Genomic DNA, 17781 nt, shown 5'->3' on the forward strand with positions numbered 1-17781 from the left:
CACTGCCGTCCGACCGACAACAGGGAATAGCCCGACTCGTAGCAGGAACTGCGCGAATCGGTAATAACCAGGCCTGAACCGTAAGACTGATTTAGCTTAGGCCAGAGAAGTAGGGCGGATTTGCCCGCAGCCTACCCATCATGCTGAAGGGGGCGTCGGACCGAACAGGGAGTTGCGTTGATTTACTTCACCACCGGAAATGCCGAAATCCGTAACCGTGCTGTTCCCATGGGTACCAGCGTAACGGTTTCCACCGGCTCGGTTGTGGCAACGGGGCTTTGGGGCAACACCGCACAAAGCCCGTACTGATCCACCGTCCAGCCCGGTATTCGGCGTGCCCTGGCCGTCAGGGTAATTGGGGCCGCATCGGGCGCAAACGGAAACGCATTGATTGCCCCTTTTTTTCGCACCACCATGAAGGATTGATCGGGCGTTCCTTCCTTGAGCACTAACCCATAATTCCAGGCCGATTTCGGGTAAATTTCGTAGGAAGGCCATTTCGTCGGGTCGGCTTCGGGCTGCCACTTGGAATCATAGATGGCCGTTTTCTTACTGTCTTCTTTCCGAAATTCCTCCTCAATCCTGAGCGAATACGTCAGCGGACCGTAGTTGATACTGACGCTGTTTTTATTCTGGTCCCACGTCCGAACGGCCAGCGCCATCGGCAAATCGAGCGTGATTTTGTCGCCGGATTTCCAGGTGTCGGTCAGCACCACATACTGACCGGGCTTCGCGTCTGTTGTTTTCACCACCTGCCCGTTGATGCGGACGGTTGGCGTCTGGCACCAGGCCGGAATGCGTAGGTACAGCGGAAAGGCCACCGGTTTGGTGGTCTGGACTGTTAGCCGCACCTGCTCCTCGAAAGGGTAATTCGTTTCCTGTTTCAGCGTTACGGTCTGCGAAGCGTTGCCCCGCCCGTTGCCCACTTTCGCCGTCACTTCCGACGCGTTGTAGAGCACCGCTGCCAGACCATTGTCGGGCGTGGCCATCCACAGATTCTCAGCGTAATACACCCAGCCGTTGGCGTGGTTATGCTGGCAGCAACGGCTGCTGAAGGGATTCATCATGAGAAATGGCCCCTCGTTTTGCAGACCGGGGCTGTGGTTTTTGGCATCACTGACGACCATGTTGGGCGCGGTCAGGTAGCGCAGCGAGCGGTAGTCCGGCATGAACGCGGCTGGCAGGGTGTTGAAAGCCACATCTTCGCAGTTTTCGGCCCAGAACGAGTCACCCGTGAAACGCATCAGCAGTTGGTCCGATGCCATCTGCTCCACCATGCCGCAGGTTTCAACGGCCTGCCGGGGGTCGGTGTAGCCGGGGCGGCTGTTTTCATCTCCACCCCACATGCCACCCGGCACCTGGCCATATTTCTGCCGCACCAGTTCGAAGTTGCGGTAGGTGGCCTTCAGGTCGGACTGATCGCCACTTTGCAAAAAGTAGGTAGCGGGTTCGCGGAAGCACTGGGCAATGTTGACGTTATGCCAGTTGGGCAGGTTGTCGGCCTGCCGCCAGTTGGCGGTGTTGCGGTGAATTTTGGTCGCCAGATCGAGCAGAAACGGTTCTTTGGTACGGTTGTAGAGCCAGTACACACTGTACAGATTGTCGCCACCCCGGCTATTTTCCCAGTAATCTTCCAGAAACTGGTCGTCGGGCAAGGTGTTTTGCCAGGCAAAATAACGGCTCATCAGGGTCAGAATGCGCGGGTCGGGCCGATGTTCATAGTTCGATTGCAGGCAAAAGAGCATGAGCATCTGCGCCCAGAGGTCGCGCTTGCCTTTCCGCACAACAACCGGCCCAAAATCGCCGTTGGTGCGCTGGCTGCTGATGGTGCCGTCGAGCCAGATTTTTGTTTCGGCCAGCATGTCGGGGCGGTTCAGCACGTAGGCCATATCGCCGTAGCCTTTCAGCCAGTAGGGCAATTCCTCCCAGCCGTAGTCCCCTAAGCCGTCTTTGTTGAGCCAGGCGTTGTTTTTCTTCGTCAGCCAGATGCTGATCTGCCCCAGATGACCGGCCAGTCCATCGGCCTGCCGGTTAATCGTTTCCAGCAACCATCCCTTCGGCTTTATACTGCCAACGGGCAGCTTAACGAAATAGTCAGGTTTAAGCGGAGCCTGATTGCTAACGTAATGAACATTGCGGCCCGTGGTGGCCGGGCGATCAACGGCGGCAACCGTGCGGGTGGGTGGCGGTGTGGGCAGCAGAGTCAGCGCACTAAACAGACTGGCAACAAGAAGGAGGGTTTTCATTGCATTTGGTCAATATAGAAACGATTTTTTGTCATGCTGACGAAGGAAGCATGACAAAAAACTACGCTTAAAACAAAATCCTAAACAGGTTTATAAATTGACTTATCAATAATCTAATTTCACTTCAGCAGGGGCGCGTGAATCTGGCGGAGTGTCTCCACCGGAATCTTGATGACTTCCCGGTCGTAGGTCAGCAGGCCGTTTACTTCCCCTTCCACATCCGTCGTTTGGGTGTATACTGCCGCCGACAGGGCCTGTTTCTGATAATACTCAATGATTTTGGCGTATTTCTTCTGATACGCCTGCAACACCGCATCCGCCGACTGGTAGGTCTGGTAGCCCCAGTTTCGCATCTCAGGGTTCCAGAGGTGGCCTTGCACCGGCCAGCCGATGCCGCCAAATTCGCCAATCACGACCACCCGGTTAGCCTTCGGCGCTGGCGCTTTGGGTTCCTCCTCGTAGGTATGGATGTCGTAGAAATCGCCCGCGCCCCGGTCGTTCCAGCCACTCACGGCGTTGACCACCCGGCTCGGATCAAGGCCCTTGACCCAGGCCGACAGCCGATCGTTGTCGTACTGCCCCCAGCCTTCGTTGTGCACCACCCAGGCCACAATGCTGGGGTGGTTGTGCAGGCGGTTCATCATCCGGCGCATCTCCAGTTCAAACTGCTCTTTGCCCTTCGACCGGCGCAGTGGCTCGCTCTGATCCCCCGGCGATTCGTTCTGACCTTCCAGAAACCCCGATGGCATGTCCTGCCAAACCAGCATACCTAATTTGTCGCAGAGGTAATAGTAGCGGTCCGGCTCAACTTTAATGTGCTTGCGAAGCATATTGAAACCAGATTTTTTCAGAAAGTCAATCTCAAACGTCATGGCTTCCTCAGAAGGCGGAGTGAGCAAACTCCCCGGCCACCAGCCCTGATCGAGTGGGCCGTTCTGAAACACAAATTTGTTGTTCAGCAGCAAAACCGGCTGGTTGGCAACCGGCCCCGGCCCGACCGCAATTTTACGCATGGCGAAATAACCCGTTACGGCGTCACCGGGGTTTCCCGTTATGGACGCACCGGCATAAGCCACCCGCTCCGCTTCATTCCGGCGGGGGCGCCGGTTGTTGGGGGTGCCGTCAAACGGATCGTTGACCGTTATCAGTTCGGCCCGCAGGTTGTACAGAAACGGGCTGTCGGGCGACCACAGTTTCGGATTGGCTACGGGCAGGTATCCCACCCGCCCCGCCCGGACTACCGTCGTAGCTACGGCCTGCTGGCCATCGAGCGCGGTCAGTCGAACGGCCGCTGTCGGGTTAGTCGCGGGTTTATCCAGCAACACCTCCACCCGAACGCGGCCCGAATCGACCTCCGGTGTCAGACGGACCTCCTCAATATACCGCTCTTTCGGCACCGGCTCCATCCAGACCGTTTGCCAGATACCCGACACCGGCGTATACCAAATACTGTTGGGATTCATGAGTTGCTTGCCACGCGGCTGCTCACCGGTCGAAGTGGGGTCGGTGACGCCCAGCAGCAACTGGTTTTGTCCGCCGTTGAGGTAATCCGTTACGTCGAACGAAAACGCGTCGGAGCCGCCCGTGTGCGACCCTACCAGCCCGCCATTGACCCACAAACTGCACTCGTAATCGACCGCCCCAAAGTGCATCAGCACCCGTTGCCCGTTCCAGTCAGTGGGTACCGTTGCATTCCGGCGATACCACAACCGCTGGTCATCGGCGAGCGATTTATTGACCTTTGATACGGTCGATTCAACGGCAAACGGCACCAGAATCTGCCCCGAAAAAGTGGTCGGGGCCGGGGCCGTTTTGGGAGTAATGGCATATTCCCACAGGCCGTTGAGGTTTTGCCACTTCCCGCGCACCATCTGCGGACGGGGGTACTCGCGCCAGGCGTTGTCGGCAGTGAGTTGCTTTTCCCAGCGACTCATAATCGGGGCCGCCCGTACCTGAGCCGGTTGTGCGGTCTGTGCGGTTGCGGACTCGATTTCGGGGGCCAGCAACACGCCTGCCACCAGCAGGCGAATGATGTTTTCTGTAAACACGGACTATCTCATTTAAACGGTTCGTTCCAGTCGCCTTACTCGGTGGTGCCTGTCAGCCTAAGAAAGCGATACGGTTGGGTTTCCTCCTCAACACGAGTTTCAGCGGTGCATAACCCTACTCTGATCTGGCTAATCCTGAAGGGGATGATGTGAAACCACATTAATCCTATCAGCCAGCATTCTATTTGAAATAGCGTTCGGCGTAAAATAAAAACGTTGGCCAGTTCGGGCCAGTTGTATGGCCACCGCTGTGCTGGCGGAAGGCAATATCGCCGTCAACTAAGGCCGTTTCTATCGGCGGGAATACGGTTGTGTCCAGGTCTTTCCTACCCAAAAGTTTATAGACAGGACCGGCATATACACCCCCTAAAAACATGCCTTTCGCATCAACCCAGGTGCCTTCGACCGTTGGCGATCCGACACTAATAAAAACGGGACGGGGAGCACAGAGAGCTACCAGTTCATGGGCATCGACCGGCAAATCATTGGGCGTCAGCGGACCGGCATATTTGATGAAGTTACCCGCCATCCAGTGATATTCAGCCGCTGAAGCCACATTTTCAACCTGTTCGCCGAACTGACGACGATGAATCTTGACTCCTCCCTCGCCCGACGACCCCACAAAGGCAATGGCAAACCGGGGTTCGCAGGCCATCGTCACAATCGTTGCTTTCCCGTAACGGGATAACCCTTCGATGCCCACTTTTTTCGCGTCGACGGCTTTATCGGTCTCAAAATAATCCAGAGCACGGCTGGCTCCCCAGGCCCAGGCCCGTAGTGTGCCCCAATCGTCGGGTTTGCGGGGTTGTCCTTTGCTGACTAAGCCGATGATACCCTGCGTCAGGCCCGCGCCGTTATCGGCCTGATAGCTGGTGGGATAAATAACCGCATAGCCCCAGCCCTTCGCCAGGAGTTGCTGCTGCCAGGTTGGTTCGGCAGGTTGGGCGGGCTGCGTAGCCGACGTCGCTGTCGTTGACACCGGCGGGCGAAACCCAGCCGGAAAGCGGAATCCATAACTCAGCATCACGGGTACGGGGCCAGTGGCGTTAGCGGGGGTAGCCAATGTCAGTTCAATGTCGACGTTGACAGCCGGATAGTCCGAATTATCCACATGCCCTTTCAGGTTTTTGGTAATGGTCGGAAACCTGCCGTTCATCTCTTTCGTTTCGCTCACCACGCTCCAGGTCACCTTCGGTGTGTTTTTAGGCATCCGCCCATAAATTTCCCGGTCGAAATCTTCCACAATTTCCGGTCGGCGCTTCGTCCACCACATCGTCGCGGTGGTCACTTTTTGACCGTTTTTCAAGACCAGCGGGTCAGGCAGGGTGGTATAGGGGTTGGCCTTCGACTCGTCGGTGTTGGCCGCGTTGGGCGCACTCGGATTGCCCGACGGACCGGGCCGGAGCGCCGTAATATGGAGCATCTCCATCATCCGTTTGTGGTCCTGCCCGGACAACGTCCGAATGGAATCCTGCGCGGCCATAAACGCCCGACGGGCCGAATCCTGCGCCTGGGCCAGAACAGACAGGCTATACAGGAGCAAAGCCAGCAAACAAACGGTCTTTTTCATAAGATCATGATTCATCTTTACGAGTAAAGATGTTGACTCAAAAGTTTTACCGGCTACATGTTGTTTAGATAGGTTTCAGTATCTCTTCGTGAACCCTGCCTTTAGCCTGTTCCGGGTTTAGTTTTAACCGAAAGAGGCTTACAAGGCGTACTTCCCCATTGGCGTAGCCGTTGCGCCGGGAGGTGCTCCTGGGCCGGATGAAGCGACACATTACCGACGTCGTCAGTCGGTATAAAGGCAAAATTTACGCCTGGGACGTGGTGAACGAAGCAGTACCCGACGGCGGTAGTGAAGTGTATCGTCCCTCTAAATCCTACGAAATCATTGGGGAAGAGTACATCGAAAAAGCGTTTGAATACGCCCAGTTGTTCTACAACGATTACAATACCGAAAATACCTCGAAACGGGAGCGTATTTACCAGTTAGTTAAGAAGTTGAAAGACAGGAGCGTGCCCATCCAGGGTGTTGGTCTGCAAGGGCACTGGTCTATCTATGAGCCTACTGCCCAGGAACTGGAAGCGTCCATTAACCGGTTTGCCAGCCTCGGACTGGCCGTGCAGATTACCGAATTAGACGTCTCGGTTTATCCGAAAGAGCACGAACGGCGCGAAAAGAAAGTTATCGACACCAGTGAATATACCCCCGACATGAACGCCAAACAGGCTGCCCACTGTACGATGCTGTTCGATGTATTCAGAAAGCACAAAGGCAAAATCACGAACGTTACGTTTTGGAATGTATCCGACAAATCGTCCTGGCTCGATAATTTTCCCGTTCAGGGCCGGAAGGATTATCCGCTGCTGTTCGACCAGAATTACCAGCCTAAAAAAGCATTTTGGGGCGTCGTGCAGTTTTAGGTGAACCGGAAGTACATAGTTTGGTCGAACTTAGCGCTGTATTCAGCAAACGGGCAGGCTATCCTGCGGAAATCGGACTATCTGACATTTCGGAGCAAACGCTACACCTCGTTTGGCGGGAGCACCGGCCGGTCCTCAACCCCTGCCGATCCAGTTAGCTGTTATCCAGCGCCTGTTGCAGGGTTTGGGCAAATTTCCGGTCATTTGGTGGCAACAGCATCAGTTGGTGGTCGCCGGGAACACTGTGGATACGGACGCCTTTGAGGGCATATTTTTTCCACCCCAGATACTTGCTGTCATCGACAAAATACAGCCGTACCTGCGCCTTAAACAGGTCAACAATACCGTCATAGGGCTTCATTTTGTAGTTATGAAACGCTATTTCATGCTTTTCGATAATCCGATTCAATAGATCGAGTCCGCCTTCGGGCTGAACCTCATGCCGCAGGCCCACGGCTTTCAGTAAGCGGTCAATGTGCCGCTCCACATACGTCTGCTGATAGCGAATTGTGGGGACGGGGCGTTCCAGAAATGACCGGGTGAACCAGATTAATTTCGGGAATTGACGCAGGATTTTTCGCCCAAGCCAGGGCAGTAACGTCTGATGCTCCTCAGACTCCTGTGCATTGGTATCGAACATAGCCAGCATTTTCACCTCTTTCCCCATGGCTTTCAGTTGCCGGGCCATCTCCAGGGCTACATACCCCCCAAACGAATAGCCCGCAATGGCATAGGGGCCAGCCGGATTTTGCTCCAGCACTTCGGTGAGGTAAAAAGCCGCAATGTCTTCCATATTATCCAACGGCTCATCCAGCCCATCCAACCCCTTCGCCTGCAGGCCGTAGATTGGTTGTTCGGAGTCCATATTACTCACTAAACTGCTAAAATTCAGTAAGTTCAGGCCGATGCCATGAATAATATAGATGGGCACTTTGTTGCCTTCCGGCTTAATCGGCACCAACGATTTCCAGGAGGCAGGCTGTTTATCAGCCTGTAGCAACTGAGCAAGTTGCCGAATTGTCGGATACGTTAGTAAGGTCGATACCGGCAAACGCCGGCCCGTTTCTTTTTCGAGCCGGGTCATCATCTGAACGGCAATCATCGAGTGCCCGCCCAACTCAAAAAAATCATCGTCAATGCCGATAGTTTTCACATTAAGCACGTCGTGCCAGATGGTCATAATCAGTTTTTCTGACTCCGTCACCGGCCCGGCTACCTGATCGTTTGTCGCCGACGGCCGTGCATTTGGTTTGGGCAGCGCCTTGCGGTCAATTTTGCCATTGGGCGTAACGGGCAATTCGGGCAGGCTGACAAAATCCGTCGGCACCATGTAGGCAGGCAACGTATCCTGCAGCTTAGTACGCCACCCCGGCACCTGACGCATAAACGCGTCGTCGGCAAGCGGGCCGTTTGTTACAACATACGCCACCAACCGCTGATCGCCGGGGTAGTCTTCGCGTGCCATCACAACGGCATCCCGGATAGTCTCCTGCTTGGCTAACGCATACTCAATCTCGCCCGGTTCAATTCGGTAGCCCCTGACTTTCACCTGCTGGTCGGCGCGGCCTAAACAGTGAATTTCCCCATCGGCCATGAACTTGCCGAGGTCGCCGGTGCGGTACATCTTTGTCCGTCGGGATGAATCGAACGGATTGGGCACGAACTTCTCCTGATTCAGGTCCGGTCGGTTGAGGTATCCGCGCGCCACGCCATCACCGGCAAGGTAAATTTCCCCCACAATGCCTTCGGGCAGCGGATTCAGGTGTTCATCCAGAATATACACCTGCGTGTTCTGAATGGGCCGCCCAATGGTAATGATCTCATCGGTCGCCAGAATTTGCCTGCCGGTCGAATAGATGGTGGTCTCGGTTGGCCCATACATGTTCCAGAGGGAACCACACCGGGCAATTATCTTCTGGGCAAGGTCTTTCGACAGCGGTTCACCACAACACAGAATTTTCAGGTCGAGGGGTTGCTCCCACCCGGCGGCAAGCATCATTTTGTAGGTTACCGGCGTGGCCTGAATCATGGTCACCTGCCACGCCGGTATGGCCCGCAGCAAGGCCCGGCCATCTTTAGCCGTTTCGGCATCGGCCAGCACCAGCCGGGCACCCACCAGCAAGGGCAGAAATAACTCCAGCCCGGCAATGTCGAACGAAATGGTGGTCACGGCCAGCAGAGCATCGTCGCTGGTGATACCGGGCCAGGCGATCATGCTGTATAGCAGATTCACCAGGTTCCGGTGCTCGATCAGCACCCCCTTGGGCTGGCCCGTTGACCCGGATGTGTACAGAATATACGCCAGGTCGCTACCCGAAACCGCAACATTGGGCGCTTCGGCTGAGTAGGCATCCAGGTCGGCCAAGGCTGCATCGAGCAGGATTTCGGTGCTGGTGTGGATTAAGCGACCGGCAAATTTTCTGGATGTAATGAGTACATCAGCCGCCGAATCGGTCAGCATAAACTGAATCCGGTCATGCGGATACTCCGGGTCGATGGGCACATAGGCGGCTCCGGCTTTCAGAATAGCCAGCAGCGTTATGATCAACTCTGGCGACCTTTCCAGCACTACCCCCACGATGGGCTGACGACCGGCTGTAGCCTCCGCGATGTGTTGCCGGATAACATGGGCTAACTGATTGGCTTTTCGGTGTAATGCCTGGTAATTAAGGGATTGTTTACTGGCGGCAGGGTTCGTAAAGTCAAGGGCAGTTTTATCAGGATATAGGGTTGCGGTTTGTGCCAGTAATTCGTGTAACGGACTGTTTTTTGGGTAATCGGCCTTCGTGTCGTTCCACTGCTGTAGTTTTCTGGTCTGTTGCCGCGAATCAGTTAAGGGTATGTCGTCAATAAGTAATGTCGGGTCTGCAGCAACGGCCCGCAGCAAATTCTCAAATTCTGTCATTATCCGGTCAATCGTATCCTCTCGGAACAGGTGCGTGTTGTACGACCATTCGAGTACTAAAGACGAATCGCTGGTCGAAGCGTCACCGATATTTACGAATAAATCGACCGCGCCATACCGCCGGGGATTGCTGATTAACAGATAGTTAAGGTTATAGAAATCAACGCCATCGTCGAGGCCCATATCGACGTTGAAAATGACCGGAACCAACGGCACCCGCGACGCATCCCGGGCTACGTTTAATTTTTTCAACAGACTGCCAAACGTTAATTGTTGATGCTCATAGGCATCGAGCATCCTTTCCTTACGCTGCGTTAAAAACTGGAGAAAGCTCAGTTCGGGCCGGGGGAAACTGCGTAGCGGCAACAGGTTTACACAGTGCCCAACCAGTCGGGCATTACCCGTTGCCGACTGCCCGGCGGCTGGCAATCCCAGCACAATATCGTCCTGACCCGTTAGGCGGTGTAACAATACCTCAAAGGCCGCCACGAAGGTGGTCACTAAGCTGCAACCGGCTTTTGCACCCATCTTCTTGACGGCTAAGCCCAGTGATTCATCCAGCGGATAGTCGCGCCGGCTGATGGCATAGGTGCGTAAGGCAGGGCGCGGAAAGTCCGTTGGCAGGTCCAGCACGGGAACCTGACCTTTATATTGATCAAGCCAGAACGACTCTACCGCCTGATAGTCAGCAGTTTGAGAAAACAACTGCTGCTCGGCAGCATAGGCGCTATATAAAAGGGCTTCGGGAAGGTTTGGGATGACTTTCTGGACAAAGGCAGAGTAAAGCACACTCAAATCCTGCAATAGGATACCCAGCGACCAGCCATCGCAAACGATATGGTGAGCCGTTAAGGTGAAGTGATGATCGGTATCGGATAATTTCAGCAAACCCGCCTTAATCAGGGGACCATTCAGCAGGTCAAATACGTGCAGTGCATCCTGTTCTACGTAGTCCTGAATGAGTTGTTCCTGTTCAGCCGCTGATTTGGCCTGGCAATCCTGGTAAGCCAGATCAAGTAAAACACGGGCAAAGATACAGATTTGCTGTCCGTCGGCGCTGAATGCCGAATGGAGCGCTTCATGGCGGTCTATCAGTGCCTGCAAAGCCTGTTGCAGGGCTAATTTATCTAATTTCCCGGTAAATCGAAGTGAAACTGACTCATTAAAAGCCCGGTTAGCATCGTCGCCACCGAAGACACACGTTGTCCATATCTCTTTCTGTGGCTCGGTAGAGGGGGCCAGACGGGCGATGGCTGGACCGGCAAACGGATTAAAGTCAACAGCAGTAAGATGTACATTCGTAGTGCCTTCCGTCATCCGTAATCAAGTTAATTCAACCAGCAGGTATTTTCCGGGCTGGTCTGGGTTCGGCATAAACCAGGCTGGATTTCCATCCTGATCCCGTCCCAGCCGGGCACCCAGGACCGGTGGTTCTTCTTTAGCAAAATTTGCGCCAGTTAGTTGTTTTTTAGTGACAACAGGCGCATAATCCGGAAAAAACCCAGCTTCGAACAATTCCTGTATGCTCTCCGAAAACCGGCAAACCAGGGTATCTACTTCCTGATCGGTATGGGCTTCGGTCAGGAAACACGGAAACCCATCCCAGATATGAATACCCTTTTCACGAAGTAAGGTAAACAACAACTCACCGTATGCACGCTCTTCTTTAAATTTTATTTTCCAAAGTGAACCAAAATTAACGACAAAAATGGGAAGATGCCAATTTTCCAGCACGGCATTTAATGCCCTGGCAAGCCGTTCTGTCTTCCGGGTAAGATTCTGCTGGAGTGCGGGGCCGGTTTCCTTCATGTAGGTCAAAGCCGCTTTTGCCGCAGCCAGGGCCAGCGGATGGCGAACAAACGTACCAGCAAAATAAGTAACCCCAATTTCAGGGACCGACGCGTCGCCATATTGCCAGAAGCCGCCGTCGAGGGCATCCATGAAGGCGCGTTTGCCGGCAATGACGCCAATGGGCAGCCCCGCCCCCACCACTTTGCCATACGTAGCCAGGTCAGCTTTAATCCCAAACAGGGCCTGGGTTCCGCCGGGATGGGTACGAAAGCCCGTGATGACCTCGTCGAAAATCAGGGCCGTACCCGATTCTGCCGTGATGGCACGCACCTGTTTGAGAAAGTCGACCGGCACAAATTCAGGTCGGCGGCTCTGCACCGGTTCAACCAGCACAGCCGCCAGTTCATGCGCCCGCCCGCGAATCAGTTGAAGGCTCTCGTCGGTACCATACTCCAGAATCAGCATGTTCTGTACCGACTCGGGCATAATGCCGGGTGCCGCCGGAAACGACTTTAATTTCTTCGTTCCCCGCACCAGCACTTCATCGGCAATGCCGTGATACGACCCCGAAAAAGCAACGATCAACGACCGGCCCGTTACGGTTCGGGCCACGCGCATAGCGCCCAGCACGGCCTCGGAGCCGGTATTGCACAAAGCCGCCCGGTCGGCGCCGGTCAGCTCGCAAATTAACTGGCTCACCTCGCCCGCCAGTTCGTGCTGTGGACCAACCTCAAACCCAGTCTCAATCTGGTCGTGGAGGGCCTGTTTGATTAGGTCGGGCTGATAGCCAAACATATTCGAGCCGAAGCCATTCAGCGCATCGATGTATTCGTTGCCGTCGATGTCCCACAAGCGGCTGCCTTTCGAGCGGTTCACGACCAACGGGTACACAATCTCTTTCGTAAGGGGCCGAAAACCCGACACCACCCGAGGGTCGGCCATGTGAGCGCGGTGCTGCTGCGCGTAGGCTTTGCTGGCGCTTGTTTTCTGGTTATAGCGCAGCGTGAGGTCGCGCAAAAAAGCCTGCTGCTTCTCGCTTAACTCCGATGCCTGCCGCTCAATGCGGGCCGTTGCGCCAAACGGCTTTTTCAGTTCAATTTTTTCTTCGGGTGTCAATTCGCCCGCATCCCCAATGGGTGGCGTGGGAGGAGAAATTGCGGAAACGTCCCTGGCGGGCGATACCGAAACCGGTGCTGCCGAATTACCGCCCTGAATCAGGGCAACCTGTTTGGCCAGTAATTGCAACTGCTGGGCGATCAACTCCAGCGCCGACTCGCTGCCGGGCGTCGACTCGCCGGGTGGAGTCGTCACGGTGTTCATGACAGAGATATTTGGCGACGACGTTTTGGGGTGGGCGGGTACCTCTGCGGGCAGTGTCTGGTCTAAATAATCGGCTAACTGGGCCGGGGTTATGTAATCGCTGGTTAGCTGACGGAAGGTAACGGGCACGCCAAACTGTTTTTTCAGGGTCAGGGAAACCTGCGTCAACAGCAATGAATCGAGGCCGATTTCCAGAAAACTGGTGTCCGACGCGACACCACCCATGTCGATGCCAGACGCGTCTTCTAAAAGCTGGTTGACTTTGGTGAGTAAGGTATCTTTTCTCATCGTAGTTGGTGTGGTTAGTTGTAGAGACCGGTCGGAAGGCAGCACCACCGGCGGACCACTCTGCTGTGCGTCAGTAAAAGCATTCGGCACGGGCAACGTCCGATCCGGCGTCTCTACGGCGTCAGAAACCGGATCGACCCAGCACGGTTTTCGGTCGAAGGCATAGGTTGGCAGCTTTAGTTTTGTCCGCTGTTGCGCTGCGTAAAAAGCGACCCAGTCGGGGTTCACTCCATTCACGTAGAGTTGTCCAAGTAGGGTGAGGATTGACTGGCAAGTCGTGGCCCAATCGGGTTGATTAGCTAATCCCGGCAACACCGTAACCGCTTTTTTACCAGCCTGCTGCCGGGCAAGGGTGGCCGTAACATGTCCCGGCCCCACTTCCAGCAGCAGTGGATTTTCGCTCTCCAGCAGTGTGTCGAGTGCATCGGCAAAGCGTACCGTCGAACGCAGGTGTTTCGCCCAATAGTGCGGGTCGGTAGCCTGGGCATCGGTCAGCCAGGTGCCCGTCACGGTCGATACTATCGGCTTTTGCGGCCGATTCAGCGACACCCGCTCCACTACCTTCGCAAACTCATCCACAATGGGGTCCATCATGGCCGAGTGAAACGCATGGCTCGTTGCTAAAGGCTGGTTGGGCATTTCCTGTTCATCGAGCAATCGGGCAAAATCGGCAATGTGCTCGTCGGGGCCAGCCACCACACACAGGTTGCGGCTGTTGATGGCAGCCATTGAGAGCGTGGAGGGCATCAGGGCCGTCACTGTGGCGGCATCTTTCCGCACCGAAAGCATACTGCCCCTCGGCAGTTCGGCAACCATCCGGCCACGAGCAGCAATCAGCGTCAGGGCATCCGCCAGCGTGAAAATGCCCGCCAGGTGAGCGGCTACAAACTCACCCACGCTATGCCCGCAAAAGACGGATGGCTGAATGCCCCAACTCATCCACAACCTGGCTGTTGCATATTCGGTAACGAACAGGGCGGGCTGGGTGTAGCGCGTATTTTTCAGCCGCTGTTCGGCCTCCTGGTCAGCCATTTCGGGATACAATATCTGGCGAATATCGACGTCTATTTGTCCCGACAGCAGGTCGGCACAGGCATCGACGGCCTGCCGGAATACGGCTTCGTGTTCGTAGAGCAAGCGGCCCATATTCAGGTACTGCGACCCCTGCCCCGGAAACAGAAAGACCACTTCATCGGGGGTAATGTTGAGAGGCTTTATCGCTAACGGTTTTGCCGCGTCTGCGACCAACTGTTCCAGCAATTCGGCCGGGGTAGCGGCTACCACAAACCGACGGTGGGCAAACGTAGCCCGCGTTGTTTGCAGCGTAAACGCCACATCGGCCAGATTCACCGCATTCGTATTTCTAAGCTCGTCGGCTATTTTTCGGGCATAGGCATTCAGGCTGGCGGGAGATTGTGCCGACCAGGTAAGCAGTTGCACGGGTCGTCCGGCACCCGATGCGGGCACTGCCTGCGCGAACTCTTCCAGCACAACGTGGACATTCGTGCCGCCCACGCCAAACGAGCTTACGCCCGCCCGTCGGGGATGCTGTTCAACCGCAGCCCAGTCGGCGAGCTGGGTATTGACAAAAAATGGGCTGTTGGCAAAATCAATGGCCGGATTGGGTTTGTCGAATCCCAGCGAAGCGGGAATCTGTTTGTGGTATAATGCCAGCGACGTTTTTATCAGCCCGGCAACGCCAGCGGCCTGCGTCAGGTGCCCGATGTTGCTTTTTATGGAGCCAATAGCGCAGAATTGGGTTGCCGTCTGTTCGCCAAATGCCTGTGTCAGCCCGTCGATCTCAATTGGGTCACCGAGGGGTGTGGCCGTTCCGTGCGCTTCCACATAGCTAATGGTGGCTGGGTCGATGCGGGCATCGGCCATGGCCATGGCAATGGCTCCGGCCTGCCCATCGGCATTTGGGGCGGTAAAACTACCCTTGCCTGCGCCGTCGTTGTTGACGCCAACGCCTTTGATAACGGCGTAAATGGTATCGCCATCGCGCCGGGCCGCGTCTGCGTGCTTCAGTAAAACCACACCGGCGCCATCGCTGAAAACCGTCCCCTGGGCGTCGGCATCGAACGACCGGCAATGCCCATCGCGGCTCAGCATGGCCCCCTCCTGGTAGAGATACCCGCTGTTGATGGGTGCCGTAATGCTGGCGCCACCCGCTAAGGCCACGTCGCATTGCCCGCTTCGGATGCTCTGAACGGCCTGCGTAATGGCCAGCAACGACGTTGAACAGGCCGAATACACACTCACCGCCGGGCCTTTCAGGTTAAGCTGGTAGGCGGTGCGGGAAGCAATGTAATCTTTCTCGTTGAGGGTCATCACCTGAAACGCGCCGACCTGATCGATCAACTCGGTTTGACCAAGCACATTGTTGAGGTAATACGTATTGTTGCCGCACCCGGCGAATACCCCCACCCGGCCCTCGTATTGCTGAGGCAGGTAGCCCGTTTGCTCCAGCGTTTCCCAGGCTATCTCCAGAAACACCCGCTGTTGAGGGTCCATCAGTTGGGCGATTTTGGGCGATAAGCCGAAAAACTTCGCATCGAACTGATCGGCCTGCTCCAGCACACCTCTGGCTTTTACGTACTGCGGGTCATTTTTTACCTGGGCTGGAATGGATGCATCCAGTTCGTCGTCCGTAAAAAACCGGGTTGTTTCCCTGCCCTGCTTCAGAACCGTCCAGAGTTCGTCGACGGTGTTGGCTCCCGGAAAGCGACCCGCCATACCGATAACGGCCACGTCCGTCTGCTCACGACGACTCCCCACCTGTTCTGGCTGTGGTGTTGGCTGCCTGCCCGCCAGTTGGCCCGATTTGCCGGGTATCTGTGCACCTAAAAAGTTGGCGACGCTCGTAATGGTCGGGTATTGGTAGAGTTTGGTGACCGGCAGGGTGAGTTGCTGCTGGTGCAGGGCCACAACCATTTTCTGGGCGAGTAATGAATTACCGCCCAGTTCAAAGAAATTATCGTCCAGCCCAACGGCATCAAGTTGCAGCACACTGGCCCACACACCCGCAATCGTTTGTTCGGTTTTTGTTTTTGGTTTTCGGTAGGCAACGGCTAAATCCGGTCGGTGGCGGTCTGGTTCCGGCAGTCGCTTTTTATCGACTTTGCCGCTGGTGGTTTGCGGAAAGCTCTCCAGCCAGACAAACGCTGAGGGCATCATGTAGTCGGGTAAGCGCTGGTCGAGTTGCTTCCTAACCCCGGCAGTATCGGGATGGGCGCCTGCCGGTATCAGGTAAGCCACCAACTGCTTTTGCCCATCGACCCCCTCGCGGGCAACCACCACTGCCTGCTTCACCCCGGCGGTCTGGTTCATAATGGCCTCGACTTCGCCCAGCTCAACCCGGTGGCCCCGAATCTTTACCTGGTCGTCCCGGCGTCCCAGAAACTCAATGGTACCATCGGGCAGCCAGCGGCCCAGGTCGCCCGTGCGGTACACACGGAATCTGCCCCGTTGGGGCAAGTCTAACTCAATAAATTTCTCATTAGTCAGGCTGGGCTGGTTCAGATACCCTTCTGCCAGACAGGAACCGCCAAAGCAAAGCTCTCCACTGTCGCCGGTTGGCAGGACTGCCAGGTGGTCGTCGATGATGAACAGGTCTACGTTATCAATCGGTTTGCCAATTGTAGGCAGCAACGGCCACTCGGTGGGCTCACCTTCCAACGTCAGTTGGGTAACGACATGGCATTCGGTGGGGCCATACTGGTTAAATAAAACGCACTGGGGCAATGCCGAGAAAAACCGGCTTATCTGGGGTGTAATTTTCAATTGCTCCCCCGCCGTCATGATCTCCTGCAAACAGGCCGGAAACTGGCTCGTACTGACGGCGGCTTCGGCCAGAAACTGAAGGCCGACAAACGGCAAAAAGAGCCGGTTTACAGACTGCTCTTCAATACACGTAAGGAGCGCGGTGGGGTCTATGCGTAAGCCGTCATTGATTAGAATCAAGGTTCCGCCCGTGGTGAGGGTAGCAAAGATCTCCTGAAATGAGACATCGAAACTCAGCGGGGCCACTTGTAACGTGCGCGTGCCGGTTGTCGCTTTTGACTGCGTTGCCTGCCACTGTAAGAGATTCAGCAGTGGCCCGTGCCCCATACAAACGCCTTTCGGTTTGCCCGTTGACCCGGACGTATAGAGCACATAGGCCAGGCTGGTTTGGTAACCAACAGGCTGGGTTGGGTAATCGTATTGGTTATCCGACACGATAACCTGAAGACCGAGATTGCTAAATAAACTCGTCTCTCCTGCCGGAACCAGGCATGTTTGAAGCCCGGCATCTGCACTGATTTGCTGCAGGCGCTGCTCAGGATAGGCGGGATCGAGGGGCAGGTAGGCTTTTCCGGCTTTCAGAATGGCCAGCATGCCAACAATCATCTCCAGTGTGCGGGAACTGCTCAGCCCAATTAGACTGGCATTGGGGGCAAGGTGCCCAATAGCTCGGCTAAGGGAATCCGCGCGGCTACTTAATTGTTGATAGGTAAGCTGTTGATCATCAGCTATAACCGCAATGCGGTCCTGATGCGCCAGCGCAACCTGCTCAACCAGTTCGTGAACAACGGGCGGGTTAAGGATTCCCCGACTTACGTATAAATCTTTATCGGCACGCATACATCAACAAGGTGAGGACGGGCAATACCTTATTCAACGCTAAAGTAGCTTCTGCCGGACCGCCGACGGTCTGCCATAGCGGTGCGGTGGTTCTGCTGACTCGTTGGCTTCTTAACCGTTGCTAATCGCACCG

At 55.5% G+C, this 17781-nt stretch carries 5 protein-coding genes and 1 pseudogene; 1 reads left to right on the forward strand and 5 read right to left on the reverse strand.

Features of this window, described 5'->3' with window-relative positions; all coding sequences use genetic code 11:
- Positions 1–182 precede the first annotated feature (182 nt).
- The 3 genes from ACYVI1_RS21155 to ACYVI1_RS21165 form a co-directional block, all read right to left on the reverse strand.
- Entirely contained in the window at positions 183–2246 is a 2064-nt protein-coding gene (locus tag ACYVI1_RS21155) for a beta-L-arabinofuranosidase domain-containing protein (protein WP_460912793.1), read from the reverse strand.
- Between the two features lie 119 nt (positions 2247–2365).
- The gene (locus ACYVI1_RS21160; RefSeq protein ID WP_460912794.1) at positions 2366–4294 is read right to left on the reverse strand and encodes a glycoside hydrolase family 2 protein; all 1929 of its coding nucleotides are present in this window, start codon (positions 4292–4294) and stop codon (positions 2366–2368) included.
- 181 nt (positions 4295–4475) lie between these two features.
- A complete protein-coding gene (locus tag ACYVI1_RS21165; protein WP_460912795.1) occupies positions 4476–5864 on the reverse strand; it encodes a glucuronyl esterase domain-containing protein in 1389 nt (462 codons plus the stop codon).
- 176 nt (positions 5865–6040) lie between these two features.
- On the opposite strand from ACYVI1_RS21165, the pseudogene ACYVI1_RS21170 reads away from it, so the two are divergent.
- Positions 6041–6721 (forward strand): annotated as a pseudogene (locus tag ACYVI1_RS21170) (endo-1,4-beta-xylanase); the annotation flags it as partial.
- A 154-nt stretch (positions 6722–6875) separates the two neighbouring features.
- On the opposite strand, the gene ACYVI1_RS21175 reads toward ACYVI1_RS21170, so the two are convergent.
- Together ACYVI1_RS21175 and ACYVI1_RS21180 are read right to left on the reverse strand one after the other, a co-directional pair.
- The gene (locus ACYVI1_RS21175) at positions 6876–10943 is read right to left on the reverse strand and encodes a non-ribosomal peptide synthetase (RefSeq protein ID WP_460912796.1); all 4068 of its coding nucleotides are present in this window, start codon (positions 10941–10943) and stop codon (positions 6876–6878) included.
- Between the two features lie 6 nt (positions 10944–10949).
- On the reverse strand, positions 10950–17648 hold the full coding sequence (locus tag ACYVI1_RS21180; RefSeq protein WP_460912797.1) for an amino acid adenylation domain-containing protein: 6699 nt from the start codon (positions 17646–17648) through the stop codon (positions 10950–10952).
- Positions 17649–17781 lie beyond the last annotated feature (133 nt).

The sequence above is a fragment of the Spirosoma areae genome, assembly GCF_054781775.1.